This is a genomic window from Streptomyces chiangmaiensis (assembly GCF_036281785.1).
Taxonomy (GTDB): domain Bacteria; phylum Actinomycetota; class Actinomycetes; order Streptomycetales; family Streptomycetaceae; genus Streptomyces; species Streptomyces chiangmaiensis.
Genome location: NZ_JAYWVC010000071.1, coordinates 20,587 through 35,691, shown reverse-complemented (window position 1 = coordinate 35,691; position 15,105 = coordinate 20,587). Strand labels below are relative to the sequence as shown.

At 69.1% G+C, this 15,105-nt stretch carries 16 protein-coding genes and 1 pseudogene; 15 read left to right on the top strand and 2 right to left on the bottom strand.

Annotation, left to right across the window (positions count from 1 at the left end; genetic code table 11):
* Positions 1-432: 432 nt before the first annotated feature.
* The 9 genes and pseudogenes from VXC91_RS21145 to VXC91_RS21105 form a co-directional block, all read left to right on the top strand.
* Positions 433-1,221 (top strand): SCO2525 family SAM-dependent methyltransferase, encoded by a 789-nt coding sequence (locus VXC91_RS21145; protein ID WP_329508860.1) that lies wholly within the window; start codon positions 433-435, stop codon positions 1,219-1,221.
* A 71-nt stretch (positions 1,222-1,292) separates the two neighbouring features.
* Positions 1,293-3,134, top strand: a complete 1,842-nt coding sequence (locus VXC91_RS21140; protein WP_329508859.1) for an SCO2524 family protein — start codon at positions 1,293-1,295, stop codon at positions 3,132-3,134.
* A 3-nt stretch (positions 3,135-3,137) separates the two neighbouring features.
* Entirely contained in the window at positions 3,138-4,055 is a 918-nt protein-coding gene (locus VXC91_RS21135; RefSeq protein WP_329508858.1) for an SCO2523 family variant P-loop protein, read from the top strand.
* On the top strand, positions 4,052-5,035 hold the full coding sequence (locus VXC91_RS21130; protein ID WP_329508857.1) for an SCO2522 family protein: 984 nt from the start codon (positions 4,052-4,054) through the stop codon (positions 5,033-5,035). Before VXC91_RS21135 ends, VXC91_RS21130 begins: the two co-directional genes overlap by 4 nt.
* Position 5,036: 1 nt before the next feature.
* Positions 5,037-6,005 carry an SCO2521 family protein gene (locus VXC91_RS21125; RefSeq protein WP_329508863.1) on the top strand — a complete coding sequence of 323 codons (969 nt, stop codon included), beginning with the start codon at positions 5,037-5,039 and terminating at the stop codon, positions 6,003-6,005.
* Between the two features lie 39 nt (positions 6,006-6,044).
* Positions 6,045-7,070, top strand: coding sequence for a DUF6879 family protein (locus VXC91_RS21120; RefSeq protein WP_329508856.1), 1,026 nt, complete (start codon positions 6,045-6,047; stop codon positions 7,068-7,070).
* Positions 7,071-7,450: 380 nt separating this feature from the next.
* Positions 7,451-7,987 carry a GTP cyclohydrolase I gene (gene folE, locus VXC91_RS21115; RefSeq protein ID WP_329508855.1) on the top strand — a complete coding sequence of 179 codons (537 nt, stop codon included), beginning with the start codon at positions 7,451-7,453 and terminating at the stop codon, positions 7,985-7,987.
* 140 nt (positions 7,988-8,127) lie between these two features.
* Positions 8,128-8,757, top strand: a complete 630-nt coding sequence (locus tag VXC91_RS21110) for an NUDIX hydrolase (RefSeq protein WP_329508854.1) — start codon at positions 8,128-8,130, stop codon at positions 8,755-8,757.
* 5 nt (positions 8,758-8,762) lie between these two features.
* Positions 8,763-10,268 (top strand): annotated as a pseudogene (locus tag VXC91_RS21105) (MFS transporter); the annotation flags it as partial.
* Between the two features lie 100 nt (positions 10,269-10,368).
* On the opposite strand, the gene VXC91_RS21100 reads toward VXC91_RS21105, so the two are convergent.
* A complete protein-coding gene (locus tag VXC91_RS21100) occupies positions 10,369-10,740 on the bottom strand; it encodes a hypothetical protein (RefSeq protein WP_329508852.1) in 372 nt (123 codons plus the stop codon).
* Between the two features lie 397 nt (positions 10,741-11,137).
* Here VXC91_RS21100 and VXC91_RS21095 point away from each other — a divergent pair, with 397 nt between their 5' ends.
* From VXC91_RS21095 to VXC91_RS21070, 6 genes are read left to right on the top strand one after another with little or no spacing between them, the layout of a single operon-like run.
* Entirely contained in the window at positions 11,138-11,356 is a 219-nt protein-coding gene (locus VXC91_RS21095; RefSeq protein WP_329508851.1) for a hypothetical protein, read from the top strand.
* Between the two features lie 58 nt (positions 11,357-11,414).
* On the top strand, positions 11,415-12,038 hold the full coding sequence (locus tag VXC91_RS21090; RefSeq protein ID WP_329508850.1) for a DUF1266 domain-containing protein: 624 nt from the start codon (positions 11,415-11,417) through the stop codon (positions 12,036-12,038).
* 22 nt (positions 12,039-12,060) lie between these two features.
* The gene (recO, locus tag VXC91_RS21085) at positions 12,061-12,807 is read left to right on the top strand and encodes a DNA repair protein RecO (RefSeq protein WP_329508849.1); all 747 of its coding nucleotides are present in this window, start codon (positions 12,061-12,063) and stop codon (positions 12,805-12,807) included.
* Between the two features lie 34 nt (positions 12,808-12,841).
* Entirely contained in the window at positions 12,842-13,678 is an 837-nt protein-coding gene (locus VXC91_RS21080) for an isoprenyl transferase (protein ID WP_329508848.1), read from the top strand.
* A 24-nt stretch (positions 13,679-13,702) separates the two neighbouring features.
* Positions 13,703-14,236 (top strand): YcxB family protein, encoded by a 534-nt coding sequence (locus VXC91_RS21075; RefSeq protein WP_329508847.1) that lies wholly within the window; start codon positions 13,703-13,705, stop codon positions 14,234-14,236.
* The gene (locus VXC91_RS21070; protein ID WP_329508846.1) at positions 14,233-14,604 is read left to right on the top strand and encodes a hypothetical protein; all 372 of its coding nucleotides are present in this window, start codon (positions 14,233-14,235) and stop codon (positions 14,602-14,604) included. The genes VXC91_RS21075 and VXC91_RS21070 overlap by 4 nt, the downstream gene beginning before the upstream one ends.
* Before the next feature lie 28 nt (positions 14,605-14,632).
* Here the strand turns inward: VXC91_RS21070 and VXC91_RS21065 are convergent, their stop codons facing one another.
* Positions 14,633-15,055 (bottom strand): Fur family transcriptional regulator, encoded by a 423-nt coding sequence (locus tag VXC91_RS21065; protein ID WP_329508845.1) that lies wholly within the window; start codon positions 15,053-15,055, stop codon positions 14,633-14,635.
* Positions 15,056-15,105: the final 50 nt, after the last annotated feature.

The window sequence follows — 15,105 nt, the reverse complement described above, 5'->3', positions numbered from 1 at the left end:
GGGGTAGGGGTCCTCCGGAAAGGCCTCCCGGTCGACGCGGACGAGTTCGGGCAGATCATCCTCCGTCACGCCCCGCATCGTCAGGGGCCGGTCGACGAATGCCCGATCGCGGTACAACGACGGGCCGGTTCGGCCCCCGCGCGAAGGGAAACGTTCTTCTGGAAACGCAGTCATGCCGCCCCTCTGTGGGAAGGAGTCAGGGACACGTGCACCCGTAGGGGTGGTACGGGTGGGACGCGTGCTGTCCGCCGTTCGGGTGTGTTCGACGGAGTTCCGACCATCTTGAGCAGAAATGATCTGGCCGTTCAAGGCCTGATCAAGTCCCAAAAGCCATTCGCCTCGATGCGCCCCCGATGCGCCCTGGGACGTAATTGTTCTCCGACGTCGAGGTGTGGGGATCCACCGGGTCCTCGGCGTTGGTACCGTGGGGGGATGACCTTCAGATCGCCGGGGGATACCCAGCTGAATGCGGATGTGTCCTGGGCCGCGTTCGACCCGATCGCCTACATTGATCACAATTACCGCGACTTGCAGGCGGAGGACGCGGAGATCCTTCATCTCGTACGCGATCATTTCGGCGATCATTTCAGGGGGCGCACGGCCGGACCCGTTTCGGGGATCGACGTGGGGGCCGGCGCGAACCTCTACCCCGCACTGGCCATGCTGCCCTGGTGTGACGAGATCACTCTCTTCGAACGCTCCGCCGCCAATGTGCGCTACCTCGAGAGCCAGGTCGAATCCTACGACGAGAACTGGGACCAGTTCTGGCGCGTCCTGTGCAAGAACGAGGCGTACGGCGCCCTCGACATGGACCCGCGGGCCAAGTTCCGCGACGTCGTCCGGGTCCAGTCGGGCAACCTCTTCGACCTCGTGCGGTACGAGGGGCAGTGGTCCATGGGGACCATGTTCTTCGTCGCGGAGTCGATGACCACCTCGCACGAGGAGTTCGCCCGAGGTGTCGAGTGCTTCCTGCGCGCCCTCGCCCCCGGCGCGCCCTTCGCCGCCGCGTTCATGGAACATTCGATGGGTTATCACACGGGCGAGCATTTCTTCCCCGCCTGCGACGTGGGAGAGTTGGAGGTGTACGAGAGCCTCGAGCCTTTTGCGGGCGAGTTCAAGACCATGCGTCTCACGGCTTCGGCTGCCGTACGAGAAGGCTATTCCGGAATGATCATCGCCTACGGTCGGCGGAATTCGGACTCCGGGATTCCGACCGGTTGAGGGCCGGTCGTCACAACAGAAGACGGCTCTTCCTCAAATGATGGCAGTGCGGCCTGTGTGAGGGGCATGGGATGCAGATCAAGCCACGCCAGCATCTGCTGGACATCTGGCAGGCAGTGGCCCGCCACTCGTTCGACGGTGGCGAGTGGGCATGGGGCAAATGGGGCGGGGAAAGCAGTGTCTCCGACGCGGAGCGCCTGCTCTGCCTGCTGTACCCGGCCACGGAGATCGCGGCCTTCCGGCTGGACGATCCGGACACCACACAGGACGACGTCCAGAAGGTGCTGAGGAAAGCGGGCGGGCGGCTGGAGATCCCGGCGAAGCTCGTCACGGCTGCAACGCAGTTCATGCGGACGCACACCGGCGAGGACAAGAGACCCGCGTTCGCCGGCGGCTACTACTTCCTCTCCACGGACAAGGACCAGGACCTCACCAAGGAGCAGCGTGAACTCGGGGTGGTCGACTCGTACTCGATGTCGATCACCCTGTGCCTGGCCACGCTCGGTTTCCTCAAGGTGTACGAGTCCAAGACCCGTCGCAGTGACGTCCAGGAGACGATCCAGGAACTGCGGGCCGCCACCAGCAACCGGCTGACCGCCGCCATGGTGAGCCTGCTGCGCTCGTTCACCGTCAACGCCTTCGACACCGACTCCTCCCAGGGCCGTATGCTCTGCGAACTGCTGGGCCAGGGACGGCTGTCGCAGCGGCATGTGCTGCAGAAGTTCCAGCGCCGCTTCCGGGCACTGCGCGCCGCCATCGTCGAAAGCTTCGTCCTCGGTGTCGACGTCCAGGAGGGCCTCAAGGACGAGAGCCAGCTCTTCGAGTGCGGCTGGGGCTGGAGCATCGTCAAGGACGCGCCCGAGGTGGAGACCGACGAGGAGATCGGGCCCCAGCCCGTCGGTGTCGCCGACCCGGTGCCCTCCCTGTACTTCACCGTCGTCGCCCTCGACGGCATCCAGGACCTGTTCTCGGACCGCACCCTCACCCTCGGCCTGCTCAACTCCGAACAGCAGAAGCTGGCCGAGGCATTACGACTGCGCTGGGAGATCACGCAGCAGTTCTGGTCCGGCATCGCGCGCTTCGACAGCGACCGCTGGCCCCTGGAGGACATCCCCTGGCGCACCACCGGTCAGAAGCTGGAGTCCGAGTACTTCTCCCTCTCCGTCGCCGCCATCCTCGTCCACGACCTGATGCGGCGCAGGGCCACCGACGACGACCTGACCCGCACCGTCAGCGTCATGGAACGCCTCGCCGAGCGCGGCCGTATCACCAGCCGCATGACGCGCGACGACCCCATGGTCCAATTGCACAACCCCGGCGTCACCCTGCCGCTGCAGGGCAGCGAGCGTATCGGTCCGCCCATGCAGTGGACCATGACGGATTTCTCCGCACAGCTGCTCAAGCGGACCATCCAGCTGTGCACGCTCTCACGTAACCTCGGCTCGCACGACCGGCTGCTCAGACTCGCCGAGGACATCTTCGGCCATGTGTGGCGGCGCCGGATCCGTGACGGCGAGGGGGCCGGTCTGTGGGACAACGTCCACGCCGCCTATCCCGAATCCCCGGTCTCCGAGGGACCGGTGTCATGGAGCGTCACCGAGCGTGTCACCGAGGTGATGGTCCAGGTCCACCAGATGTACCACCAGCCGCCGATCCGCAGCCTGGAACTGACCCAACTCGCCCGGGCGCTGCTCAGCGAGTCGGCCCACCTCCTCGGCAACGAGCAGATGGAGCCCGCGCCCGCCTCCGAGGGCAACCGCGGGATGGAACTCAGGAGTATCGAGGTCAAGTTGCGCCGCGCCCGGAAGCTCGTCGACGATCAGCCCGGCACCGCGTGCGCGTTGACGCTCGACGTGCTCGGACAGCTCGACGCCCTCGCCCGGGCCCGCGAAGCCGCGGCCCAGGGGGTGTGACTGGTGCTCGTCTTCGCCGCCTCCGACAAGGGAGGCACAGGCCGCTCCGTCACCAGCGCCAACCTCGCCTACCACCGGGCGCTGGCCGGTGATGACGTGTGCTACCTCGACTTCGACTTCGGCTCGCCCACCGCGGCCGCCGTCTTCGACGTCCCCGGCGCCCGTCAGGCCGCCGAGGACCGCGGTCTGCACTCGTACTTGATCGGTGAGGTGAGCGAACCGGTCCGCATCGACGTCTGGTCGGACACCGAGCACCGGGTGCTGCGCAACCGGCCTCCCGGCTCCGGGCGTCTGGTGCTGATGCCCGGCGATCTCAGCGGCGGCGAGTTCGCCACCAGCGAAGAGAACCTGCGCCGCTGCGTCGACCTCCTGCTCCGGCTCAACAGTGAGTTCGACCTGATCGTCGTCGACCTCAGCGCGGGCCGCAGCTACGCCGTCGACATGGTGCTCGAGGCCACCTCGCAGCGTGAGATGCGTGGCGTGGACTTCCGTTGGCTCGTCTTCCACCGCTGGACCCGCCAGCATGTGGCGGCCGCGGCCAGCCTGGTCTTCGGCAAGCGCGGCATCGTCGCCGGCGGTGTGGCCCGCGGCCACGACGAGGACGCGCTGCGCAGCGTCATCCGCTTCGTGCGGGCCGCCGTGCCCGATCCCGAGTCGCCGCTGTGGTCGCAGGTCTCGGCCACTCAGTCGGCGTGGATGCGCGAGTGCGACCGCGATCTCAAGCAGATGTCCTCCACCCTCGGCATCGGATACACACAGGTCCTCGGCTCCGTGCCCCTGGAGCCCGTGCTGCAGTGGCGCGAACAGCTCATCACCGACGAGGACGTGCTCGACAGTCAGATCGCCACCAGGGAGACCTGGGAGGCACTCAGTGACCTGGCCGTCCGGCTGACCGACGACAAGTACTGGGAGCAGGCGTGACGGAAGCCGTGTTCCAGGAGACCACCGCGCAGCCCCGCACCCAGTCCGTACCGCTCTCCCACCTCTCGCTGGAGCTGGGTCACCTCTACATGGAGGACTTCGAAGCCGGTCCCGAGCGGTTGCGCGAGCACTTCGCCGAGGTACGGATCTGGGTGGACGCGGCCCGCGCCGCCGCCGCTCGCCGCACCGGCGGCAAACGGCCCCGCATCAGCACCTGCTTCCTCATCGACGACTACTTCACGCGCTTCTCCACCCCCGCCGCACTCGTCCCCGTGGTGCTGGCGGAGGCCGAGCGGGCCGGTCTGGTCATCGACTACCTCGCGCGTGAGTCCGGCTGCGCGGTCGCGGACAAGATCGAGCTGGCCGAATCCGTGATGCACCGGCTCGTCGAGTCGCCGCCGCCCGGCAGCTACGGCTCCCGCCCGCCGGTCAGCCGGACCGGCTGGCTCGCCAACGGGCAGCGGACCCCGACGTCGCGCAGCGCCATGGGGGAAGTCACCGGCTGGCAGCCGCCCCAGGAGACCGCGGCCCGCAACCACTCGGTGTTCATGGACGTCGAGTTATGGTCGGAGAAGGAAGGACAGCGCCTGTGGTCCTGTCCGTTCCTCGCCGCCGTCTGGCAGTTGGCCCGCCTCGGCCTGCTGCGCCACCTCGGCGCGCCGGTGCTGACCCCGCGCCCCTGGAACGGCGGCGACTTCCCCTACGACTGGGATCTGATGCCTCCGCTGTTCCAGCTCAACGCCTCCGCGGCGCCCTTCAGCGCGTACCGCACCTGCACGCTTATGCCGAACCGCTTCCTGGCCGTGGAGGACGCCGTCCGGCTCATCCTCGATCAGGTCGACGTCGACTCCGGCGCCCTGCGGCAGGTCGCCGAGCGTTCCTCCCGCGAGGGGGCCGCGGTCCCGGCCGCGGTCGCGCAGCGCGCCACGTACGTCTTCTACGAAGAGCCAACCGATGCCTTCTCGCCCGAAGGGACGTGAGATGGCGGTCCCCGGGCAGACGGCGCGTCCGGTCCTCGTCTGCGGCGAGACGCGCACCTGTCTGCTTCCGTCCTTCCAGGCGCTGGACGGCCGGGCGGCCGCCCAGTTGCTGAGGTTGCGCGCCGATGAACAGGTCAGCGTGTCCGAGCGGCCGAATCTCTACGCGCTCTCGCCCGAGGCGCTCACCGGCGTGGACTGCAGGCTGCCCACCGCCAACGGCGCCAAGGTGCGCGCCGTCGGCACGGTGGCCTCCCGGGCCGCGCTCACCGAGGGCCGTGTCCTGCAGGCCACCGCGTACTTCAGCGTCCCGGCCGCCGGCCCGGACACGCGCCGCCCGTGGGGCCACTATCTGGTACGCCCGGGGCTGGTCGAACCCTTCGGGAAACTCCCCGCGCAGGCCACCGCGGAAGGCGTCCTGCGCGGGAGCACGCGCGGCGAACTGGACCTCGGGATGATCGCCGAGGGGCTGCTCGCCCAGTTGCTGCGGCATCCGCTGCTCGACCACAAGGCGCCCTTCAAGTCCCGGCGCACCCATCTGCGCTGGGTCGTGCGGCGCACCCCTGGGGGCGAAGGGCCGTCGCTCGAGCGCTTCACCCTGGCCGAGGAGGGGCTGCGGACCGTGGAGCTGCGGCTGCCGGAGGAGATCCCGGCGGCCGCGGCCGCGGGTGTGTGCGAGGACCTCGCGCGGCACGACTGGCTGCTCACGACCCTCGTGCACATGCTGGACAACAGCCGGCTCGGCGCCGTGGACGGTCCTTCCGCCGTCCTGGCGCTTCGCCCGGCCGTCGACCACCTGCTGCATCTGTGGATGCCGCGGGCGCACGTGGAGCGCACACTGAGCCATCTGTGGGACGTGCTGGAACGGGAGCCGGGGTTCACCCGCCAGTGGCAGACCCTGGTCCAGCGCATCCGCGACCAACTGGCCGTCCAGGCCATTCCATTGCTGCACGAGGCGCTGAGCACACGCTGAAGGGCGGCACGAACGAGACACCCGACGGGGGAGGCCGATATGAGCGGAGCATCGACAGGGGACGTCAGGACCGTGCCGCAGCGGGAGGAGCAGCGCATACCCAAACTTCTCCGCAAGACCCTGCTGACCGTCTTAGTGGCCGCCTGCACCTATGTGCTGACCAACGTCCTGGACCAGGACAAGAACCAGGTGTGGCAGCTGACCGTGTCCGTCGTCCTCGGCGGCTCGGCACTGATCATCCAGTACCTCGTGGAGTTCGAGCAGCGCCTGGAGGCCATGGAGGCGAGCCAGAAGAGGCGTATCCGGGATATGCGTGACAGTCTGGCGAGCCATCACGAGCAGATGCGCAGGGCGGTCGACGAGAGCTTCTCCAAGATCAACGACGCGACGGAGCTGTTCAGCCAGGTGGACCGTTCGGTGCTGCGCTCGGACGGCGTGACCCGGCTGGCCCGCAAGTACACACAGGTGGGCGAGCACGGTTCGGAGATCGTCAAGACCTTCGCCCAGGAGGAGATCGGGCGGCTCGCCTCGCTGATGGAGAGCCTCAGCAACGGCAGCGCCGACTGTCCGGGTGAGAACCATGACTGGCTGATCGACCTCACCACCTGCGCCAAGAAGACGGTGTATGCCACCAGCACCTCGGTGGACCGCGACTTCTGGTTCAGCGAGCCCGCGAACCGGTATCTGAAGGCGCAGGAGAGGGCGATCACGCAGCGCGGTGTCGTGGTGCGGCGGCTGTTTCTGGTCAGCAGGCCCGAGGACCGCACCCCGAGCCTTGAGCAGCTCTGCGAGCGCCACCGCGAGTTCGGTATCGACGCCCGTATCGCGGTGCGTTCGCTGCTGCCGCCGCCCGCGCAGGTGACCCCGCTCAACGACTTCGTCATCTTCGACGGGGAGCTGTCCCACGAAACCGAGCCGGACGTCGAGGTCATGCCCGCCAAGACGACGCTGAAGATGACCCGAGAGCACGTCGCGGAGCGCGTCAACCGCTTCAACGTGCTCTGGGAGGCCACGGAGCCCGCGGATCCGGACCCCGCGCCCCAACCGACCGCGACGTCCGGCTGACCGGCCGCAGCGCGTCGCCGTTCTCTTCTCGCCCTTCTTCGTCTTTACGGTCTTTTCAAAGCCTTACGGTGAACCCGCCCTGCGTGGAGGCGGGGAAGGTCCGAGAGAGTGACGTGTCACCCGTACACCTCTGACGAGTTGCTGGGTCTGGACCCCCCGGGCAGCATTGCAACGTCAGCGCAAAGCTGCTGTTCAAAGCACATGTGCGCTCGCATGAGGTTCCGGTGGAGCGGAACTAGGGGGTGGCCCCGCGAGCGGCGCGAGCACCCGGCTCGAGTACGAGGACGGAGATTCCTCGGAGATCCACTTGTGCGGAATCAGCCACAGGCATACCTGAATGCAGCAGCAAACGCGCAAATCCGTCCGTCAGGAGGTGTCTCGTGAGCAGCATCGCCGAGTGGCTTGAAGAGAACGTCACTACCGACAAACGCGCGCTCGACTGGTATCGGGAACCGGAGTGCGAACCCCGCATCGTCCGCGCCTACCGTCAACTGCTGAGCGGTTATGAGATCGACACATCGACGATCCTCAAGACCACGGTCGAGATCCAGGGTGAGCACGCGGGCGTGGTCCGCGTCCACGACATCAACTACTACTCGATCTGTGCGCACCATTTCCTCCCCTTCTACGGGAAGGTGGCGATTTCGTACGTGCCCGGCGACCGGATCCTCGGTCTCGGCAAGTTCCCCCGGCTGGTGCAGGCGTTCAGCCGCAGGTTCCAGATCCAGGAGCACCTCGTGAAGGACGTCGCCGAGGAGATCATGAACTCGGGCGGTGCGCGCGCCGTGCGGGTGGTCTCCACCGGCCGGCACATGTGCATGTGCAGCCGGGGCCCGTCCGACCAGACGGTGATCACCGACACCTCCTATGTCGCCGGCGACAAGGAGCTGTTCTCCCGGTTCGGCCTGGAGACCTGACGGTCCGCCGGGTCCGACGCACCCGGGCTTCGCGCGGTGGGTACCTGGATGGCCCGCCGCGCGAGGCCGTGCCGTCGGGCCGCCGGGCCCCGTGACGGGGCGCCCGAGACGGTTGAGTTCCGGAGTTCCGGGAGTGAGGCATGAAGCTGGACTTCCTTCCCCCGCACGCGCTGAACGACGGCGCCGTGCACCACTACTGTCTGCGCTGCCGCAGCGAGTCGGTCCAGTGGCGTACCGCCGGTGGGCGCCGGCACTGCACCTGCCTGGCCTGCGGCCACGCCGCCGACCGGGCGCTGGTGCTGGATCCGGCGGTCCGGTGGTGGACGGATGCCGAGGGCGAGTACTGGCACGAAACGGCGGGCGTGTTCGTCCGCGACATCCGTGGGCGCATCCTCCTCTTCGACCGTACGGCGTTCCCTTTCGGCCTGACGATCCCCGCCGGGCACGTCGAGTGCGATGAGCGGCCCGGCGGCGCGGCGGAGCGCGAACTGCGGGAGGAGACAGGCATCGCCGACGAGCGGCTCGAGCACCTGACCAGGATTCCGGTACCCGGTGACGGTTGCCGTCGAGGGGCTGACGCCCATCTGTGGCACGTCTACCGGACGGCCGGCGAGGTGGACGCGGACCTCGCGGTGCACCTCGGCCCGGAGGGCAGCTCGGCCGTATGGCTCACGCCTGCCGAGGCGCTGGACCGTCAGGTCACGTATGCGGTGCGCCGCCTGCTCGAGGAATGCCGGGACGCGCTGGTCTCCTCCTGTGCGGCAGGTTGACCCCGATGGTGCGTCGACACGGCGGCGGAGGCGTTCCGATACGGGCCGGGCGCCGGGAATGGACCGGCCTGGCGGTCCTCGCGCTGCCGACCATGCTCATCGGTCTCGACATGACCGTGCTGCACCTTGCCGCGCCCCACATCAGCGAGCGACTGCACCCGAGCGGTACGGAACTGCTCTGGATCGTCGACATCTACGGCTTCATGGTCGCCGGCTTCCTCGCCACGATGGGAACGCTCGGTGACCGGATCGGGCGCCGCAGGCTCCTGCTGATCGGTGCCGCCGCGTTCGCCGCGGCCTCCGTGCTTGCCGCCTGTTCGTCCGGCGTGGGGATGCTCATCGCCTCGCGCGCCCTGCTGGGTGTCGCCGGGGCCACTTTGATGCCCTCGACGCTCTCCCTCATCAGCAACATGTTCCGTGACCCGGGACAGCGGCGGGTGGCGGTCGCGGTCTGGATGACCAATTTCAGCATCGGCGGGATGATCGGCCCGTTGATCGGCGGGCTGTTCCTGGAGCACTTCTGGTACGGCTCGGTGTTCCTGCTCGGTGTGCCGGTGGGGTTGGTCCTGCTCGTCGCCGGTCCGCTGCTGCTGCCCGAGTACCGCGATCCGGGGGCCGGCCGCCTGGATCCGGTCAGCGTCGTCCTGTCCATCACCACGGTGCTGCCAGTGGTCTACGGCTTCAAACAGATCGCCCAGCAAGGTGTCCGCACGGTGCCGCTGCTCGGCCTCGCCGTGGGACTCTGTCTCGGCGCGGTCTTCGTGCGCAGGCAGTTGAGACTCGCCGATCCGATGCTCGACCTCCGCCTCTTCACCCGACCGGCCTTCGGAGTCTCGCTGGGTGGGCTGACCCTGGGGCTCTTCGCGGTGACCGGGATCCAGTTCCTGCTGCTGCAGTACCTTCAGCTGGTGCTGGGACTGTCCCCGCTGACGACCGGTCTGTGGACGCTGCCCGCGGTGCTGGCGGGCGTGGTGAGCGCGCTCCTGGCGCCCCTCGCGGCGGCACGGACGAGCCAGGGACGGGTCATGGCGGGCGGCTTCCTGCTGGCCGTGCCGGGGCTGGTGCTGCTCACCCGGGCGGACACGACGTCCGGGCCGGGCCTCGTCGTCATCGGCTTCGCCGTCATGTCCTTCGGAGTGCAGGCGGCGCTCGCACTCACCAACGACGTCATCATCAGCAGTGCTCCGCCCGAACGCGCCGGCAACGCCTCGGGCATCGGGGAGACCGGCGCGAACCTGGGCGAGGCGCTGGGCGTGGCCGTCGCCGGGTCCGTCGCCGCCGCCGTGTACCGCGCGAAGCTGAGCGGCGACGCCCTTCCGGACGGCGTCGGGCCCGACGCGGCCGGGGCCGCACGCGCGACCCTCGGCGGCGCCACCGAGGTGGCCGGCCGGTTGCCCGGGCGGCTCGGTGGTGACCTCCTCGCACTCGCCCGGACGGCGTTCACGGACGGACTGCACGTGGCGGCCCTGGTCAACATCGGCATTCTCCTGGCGCTCACCGCCGCGCACCTGGCCCTGTTGCGGCACGAAAGATCGCATCGGTGCCCCCGAGCACCCGAACGGGAACGTCGCACGGTCCCGAAGCGACGCTGGACCGACGCCATGGACCGCGTCACACGCAGCGGCGGCCCACGGCGACCACCGCGACGACGGCCGCCGCGAGCGCCCACACACCGAACACGATCCGGCCGCCCGTCAGCGTCGTCGGACAGCGGGGAGTCAGCGTGAACGGCTCATGTCCGTAGGTCACGTCGACGAGCCGGTGCCAGGCGTTGAAGGACAGGGCGTTCCTGACGCATGCCGGCCAGTGGTAGCGGTCGGTGGTGAACGAGGGCAGGAACAACAGAACGACGACGTTGACCACCATGGTCGTCGCGCTGTGCCGGATCAGTGCGCCCAGACCCATGCCGATCAGGGCACACACCGGCGCGAACACTCCCGATGCGACGACCAGGCGCAGCGCGCCCGGGCGGCCGATCGACACGCCCTGGCCGCTTGGTGCGCACCGTTGGCCACGGCTCAACGCCCCTGTGTTGCCCTGCACTTGTAGGGCGCAGGCACCTGCCGAGTGTATATGCACAGCGTCACAGGGGTGATGCGAAGAGTAAAAGCCGCGTGGGCCGGGCAGCAGGGTGGCTGCAGTACACGTACCACTCGGGGGGACGACACTCGGCGCGCTGCGTCGAAGAGGCGGAGGAGACAGTGAGGCAATCGCGGGCGGAGCTCGCAGACGCGGGAACCATGGTGCCGTCGCTCCGGCTCGATCCGGCGGGTTCCACGCACGGGACCCGCTGTCCGCTCCTCGAACCGGGCGGCTGTCGTGTCGACTTCGCTGCCCGGCTCATGGCGGCCCTCCACACGCAGCGGGCCGCGGGGGTGTGATGCAGAAGCCGCCGATCGGTTCGTACGCCGTCGACATCCGTAGCGGGCGGGTGGGTGTGGTGATGGGGCACGAGGGTCCGTACGTACAGCTGAGACCGTACGGCGGGGGCAAGGAATGGGACGTGGAGCCGGAGGCCGTGCGCAGCGCGACCCAGGAGGAGCGCCTGAGGGCGGCGACCGCGTACGCGAACGCCCGCAGCCGCGGCGAGGTCCCCTGAAGCAGTCGGTCCCCGGACCCCGTGAGGTCGTGCGGGGCATGACGTAGGCTGCGGGCGCATGGCCTTGTGGAGCTTGATGCGATGGAGGAGGCCGCGGGCCGAGCGCCGGTACCCCGTCCCGCTCACGATGCACCAACTGTGGATGGTGTCACTGAGCGCGCCGGTCAGCCGGGACCGGAACGCCTCGCGGACCACCCTGTACCCGTTCACCCGGATCGACGACGACGCGGCCCGGCGGTGGCTGGCCGACCAGTGGGAGATCACCTCGCGGGAGAAGCTGATCGGCCGGCTCGACCGGCTGGCGCGCACCGGCTACCGGGCGCGCGCCCATCAGCTCGTCGGTGTCTCTCCGCTGGCCTGGGACGCGGCCCTGTACGTCGACATCACCCGCCGCGGCTTCGGCTGCGGGATGATCGGCGAGGCCGACGCCTGGACCGCACTGAAGAACATCGTGCCGACGGTTGCGAAGACATACGCCTCCTGGCACGAGTACGCCGACCACTACCTGCTGGGGCGCAAGGTCTGGCGGGACGGGCTGCGGGGGATCCCGGAGGCGGACCTTCCCGACTCGCAGGCCGTCGCGGACGCACATCTGCGCGCCCTGCTCGACCCGGCGGACCGGGCCAGCCCCTGGCACCTGGCACCGTGGGACGCCATCTACGACCCCGACCACGCGCGCTGACTCCGTACGCGAGAATGGGTCCATGAGTCTGTTCCGCGACGACGGCATCGTGCTGCGCACCCAGAAGCTGGGTGAGGCGGACCGGATCATCACGCTGCTCACGCGCGGTCACGGACGCGTGCGCGCCGTGGCCCGCGGAGTGCGGCGGACCAAGTCGAAGTTCGGGGCCCGGCTGGAGCCCTTCTCGCATGTGGACGTGCAGTTCTTCGCGCGCGGGAGCGAACTGGTGGGGCGTGGGCTGCCGCTGTGCACGCAGAGCGAGACCATCGCTCCCTACGGGGGCGGGATCGTGACGGACTACGCGCGCTACACCGCCGGGACCGCCATGCTGGAGACCGCCGAGCGGTTCACCGATCACGAGGGCGAGCCGGCGGTCCAGCAGTATCTGCTGCTCGTCGGAGGACTCAGGACCCTCGCCCGCGGCGAGCACGCGCCGCATCTCGTCCTCGACGCCTTCCTGCTGCGCTCCCTCGCCGTCAACGGCTACGCGCCCAGTTTCAGCGACTGCGCGAAGTGCGGTATGCCCGGGCCGAACCGGTTCTTCTCGGTGGCCTCGGGCGGGGTCGTCTGCGGCGACTGCCGGGTGCCCGGCAGCGTCGTACCCTCGCCTGGGGCCCTCGAACTGCTCGGCGCGCTGCTGACGGGGGACTGGGAGACCGCGGACGCGTGCGAGCCGCGGTACGTCCGGGAGGGCAGCGGGCTGGTGTCGGCGTACCTGCACTGGCACCTGGAGCGCGGACTGCGCTCGCTGCGGTACGTGGAACAGTAGAGCGACCTGAGAGATCGAGGGAGACGAGAAGCACATGGCCGTACGCGGGTTCCTGGGGCGCCAGCGCCGTGAGTACAAGACGCCGGAGCCGCACCCGTCCGGGGCCCGGCCGCCGAAGCTCCCCGGCGAACTGGTCCCGAACCATGTGGCGATCGTCATGGACGGGAACGGCCGGTGGGCCAAGGAGCGGGGGCTGCCGCGCACCGAGGGGCACAAGGTCGGCGCCGAGCGGGTGCTGGACGTGCTGCAGGGCGCGATCGAGATGGGCGTCGGGAACATCTCCCTGTACGCCTTCTCCACCGAGAACTGGAAGCGCTCGCCCGACGAGGTGCGCTTCCTGATGAACTTCAACCGTGACTTCATCCGCAAGACCCGTGACGAGCTCGACGAACTCGGCGTCCGGGTGCGCTGGGTGGGCCGGATGCCCAGGCTGTGGAAGTCGGTGGCCAAGGAGCTCCTGGTCGCCCAGGAGCAGACCAAGGGCAACGACCTGCTGACGCTGTACTTCTGCATGAACTACGGCGGCCGTGCCGAGATCGCGGACGCCGCGCAGGCGATGGCCGAGGATGTGAAGGCGGGGCGGCTCGACCCCGCGAAGATCACGGAGAAGACCCTCGCGAAGCACCTGTACTACCCGGACATGCCGGACGTGGACCTGTTTCTGCGGCCGAGCGGCGAGCAGCGCACCTCCAACTTCCTTCTCTGGCAGAGCGCCTACGCCGAGATGGTCTTCCAGGACGTGCTGTGGCCGGACTTCGACCGGCGTGATCTGTGGCGCGCGTGCCTGGAGTTCGCCTCCCGCGACCGCCGCTTCGGCGGCGCCATCCCGAACGAGGAACTCCTGGCCATGGAGGGGCGGCAGGAGGGCTGAGTCCCTTCGCTAGGATCCCGCCTCATGGTCATGGACATGGGGCGGGATGCCACGCAGGACGTTGTTGAACTGGTGTACAAGCCGGTCGCGAGGGACTACGCGACGGCGCTGCGCGCGCGTGCCGGGGCCAGCAGGGCGGGCAAGCTGCGGAAGGTGGCGTTCGTCTGCGTCCTGTTCGCGCTCTTCATGGAGACGCTGCTCGCGCTCACCGGCAGCCATGTGGACCGGGGGCTCGTCGGCTGGATGGCGCTGGTCGTCGTCCTGCTGCTGCTCCAGCCCTGGATGCAGGGGCGCCAGCTGTTCCGGTTCGCGCAGCGGCAGGGCACCTTCCGTGCCTCGGTCGCGGACACGGGCCTCACCGTGACCACGGACAACAGCACGGTCAACGTCAACTGGACCATGCAGCCCCGCTACCGGGAGACCCCGGGGCTGTTCGTCCTGCTGAGCGCCGACAAGAACGCCACTGGTCTGACGATCCTGCCCAAGCGCGGAGCTCAGCACCCCGCCGACGTCGACCGCCTCCGCGCGATACTCGACCAGCACCTCACCCGCGTATGAGGGCGACCCGCGCCTCACGGGTCGCCCGTGGCTGCGCGGCCGCCGCCGTCTTCGCCTTCGCGGTGCTCGTCGTGCTCCTCGGCTTCGCCTGCACGATCGAAATGGAGTCGTTCCCGGGGCTGCGGGAGAACCTGGCGCCGCTGGTCGTCTACCTGCTCGCCTTCGCGGCACTGCTCGCCGCCGGCGGACTGGTGCTCGCCGGACGGCGGTCGTACGCGCGGTGGGCGGCCGTCGTCGTCCTCGGAGCTCTCATGGCGCTGCGGATGTGGACGCTCGCCCCGATGCTGCACTGCTGGTCGTACGACAGTGTGGGGCGCAACGACGACGGCTCCTACGACTGCGTGAACCGGGGCGACATGCTGCCCTGAGACCGCCGCGCCGCCGCCCTGCCGCTCGTCAGTCCTCGGTGGCGGCGTTCGCGCATTCGGCGCACGTGCCGAAGATCTCCACCGTGTGGGCGACGTTGACGTAACCGTGTTCCGTGGCGATCGCCTCGGCCCACTTCTCCACCGCCGGGCCCTCGACCTCGACGGCCTTGCCGCAGACCCGGCAGACCAGGTGGTGGTGGTGCTCGCCCGTCGAGCAGCGGCGGTAGACGGACTCCCCGTCGGACGTGCGCAGGACGTCGACCTCACCGGCGTCGGCGAGGGACTGCAGCGTGCGGTAGACCGTCGTCAGGCCCACCGAGTCGCCCTTGTGCTTCAGCATGTCGTGGAGCTCCTGCGCGCTGCGGAACTCGTCGACCTCGTCGAGCGCCGCAGCCACGGCGGCACGCTGGCGAGTGGATCGTCCCCGTACGGGCTGGCCGGCGGTCGTCACCGTTGCCTCCTCACGTCTGCGCCTTGCCCGGTCATTGTGCCAGTCCGGGC

What these genes read in the sequence shown, in the direction of transcription:
- VXC91_RS21095 (WP_329508851.1), top strand. Translation starts at nt 11,138, where the DNA reads ATGCAGAAGCCGCCGATCGGTTCGTACGCCGTCGACATCCGTAGCGGG.
- VXC91_RS21125 (WP_329508863.1), top strand. Translation starts at nt 5,037, where the DNA reads ATGGCGGTCCCCGGGCAGACGGCGCGTCCGGTCCTCGTCTGCGGCGAG.
- VXC91_RS21075 (WP_329508847.1), top strand. Translation starts at nt 13,703, where the DNA reads ATGGTCATGGACATGGGGCGGGATGCCACGCAGGACGTTGTTGAACTG.
- VXC91_RS21110 (WP_329508854.1), top strand. Translation starts at nt 8,128, where the DNA reads ATGAAGCTGGACTTCCTTCCCCCGCACGCGCTGAACGACGGCGCCGTG.
- VXC91_RS21080 (WP_329508848.1), top strand. Translation starts at nt 12,842, where the DNA reads ATGGCCGTACGCGGGTTCCTGGGGCGCCAGCGCCGTGAGTACAAGACG.
- VXC91_RS21140 (WP_329508859.1), top strand. Translation starts at nt 1,293, where the DNA reads ATGCAGATCAAGCCACGCCAGCATCTGCTGGACATCTGGCAGGCAGTG.
- VXC91_RS21070 (WP_329508846.1), top strand. Translation starts at nt 14,233, where the DNA reads ATGAGGGCGACCCGCGCCTCACGGGTCGCCCGTGGCTGCGCGGCCGCC.
- VXC91_RS21090 (WP_329508850.1), top strand. Translation starts at nt 11,415, where the DNA reads ATGGCCTTGTGGAGCTTGATGCGATGGAGGAGGCCGCGGGCCGAGCGC.
- recO (WP_329508849.1), top strand. Translation starts at nt 12,061, where the DNA reads ATGAGTCTGTTCCGCGACGACGGCATCGTGCTGCGCACCCAGAAGCTG.
- VXC91_RS21145 (WP_329508860.1), top strand. Translation starts at nt 433, where the DNA reads ATGACCTTCAGATCGCCGGGGGATACCCAGCTGAATGCGGATGTGTCC.
- VXC91_RS21120 (WP_329508856.1), top strand. Translation starts at nt 6,045, where the DNA reads ATGAGCGGAGCATCGACAGGGGACGTCAGGACCGTGCCGCAGCGGGAG.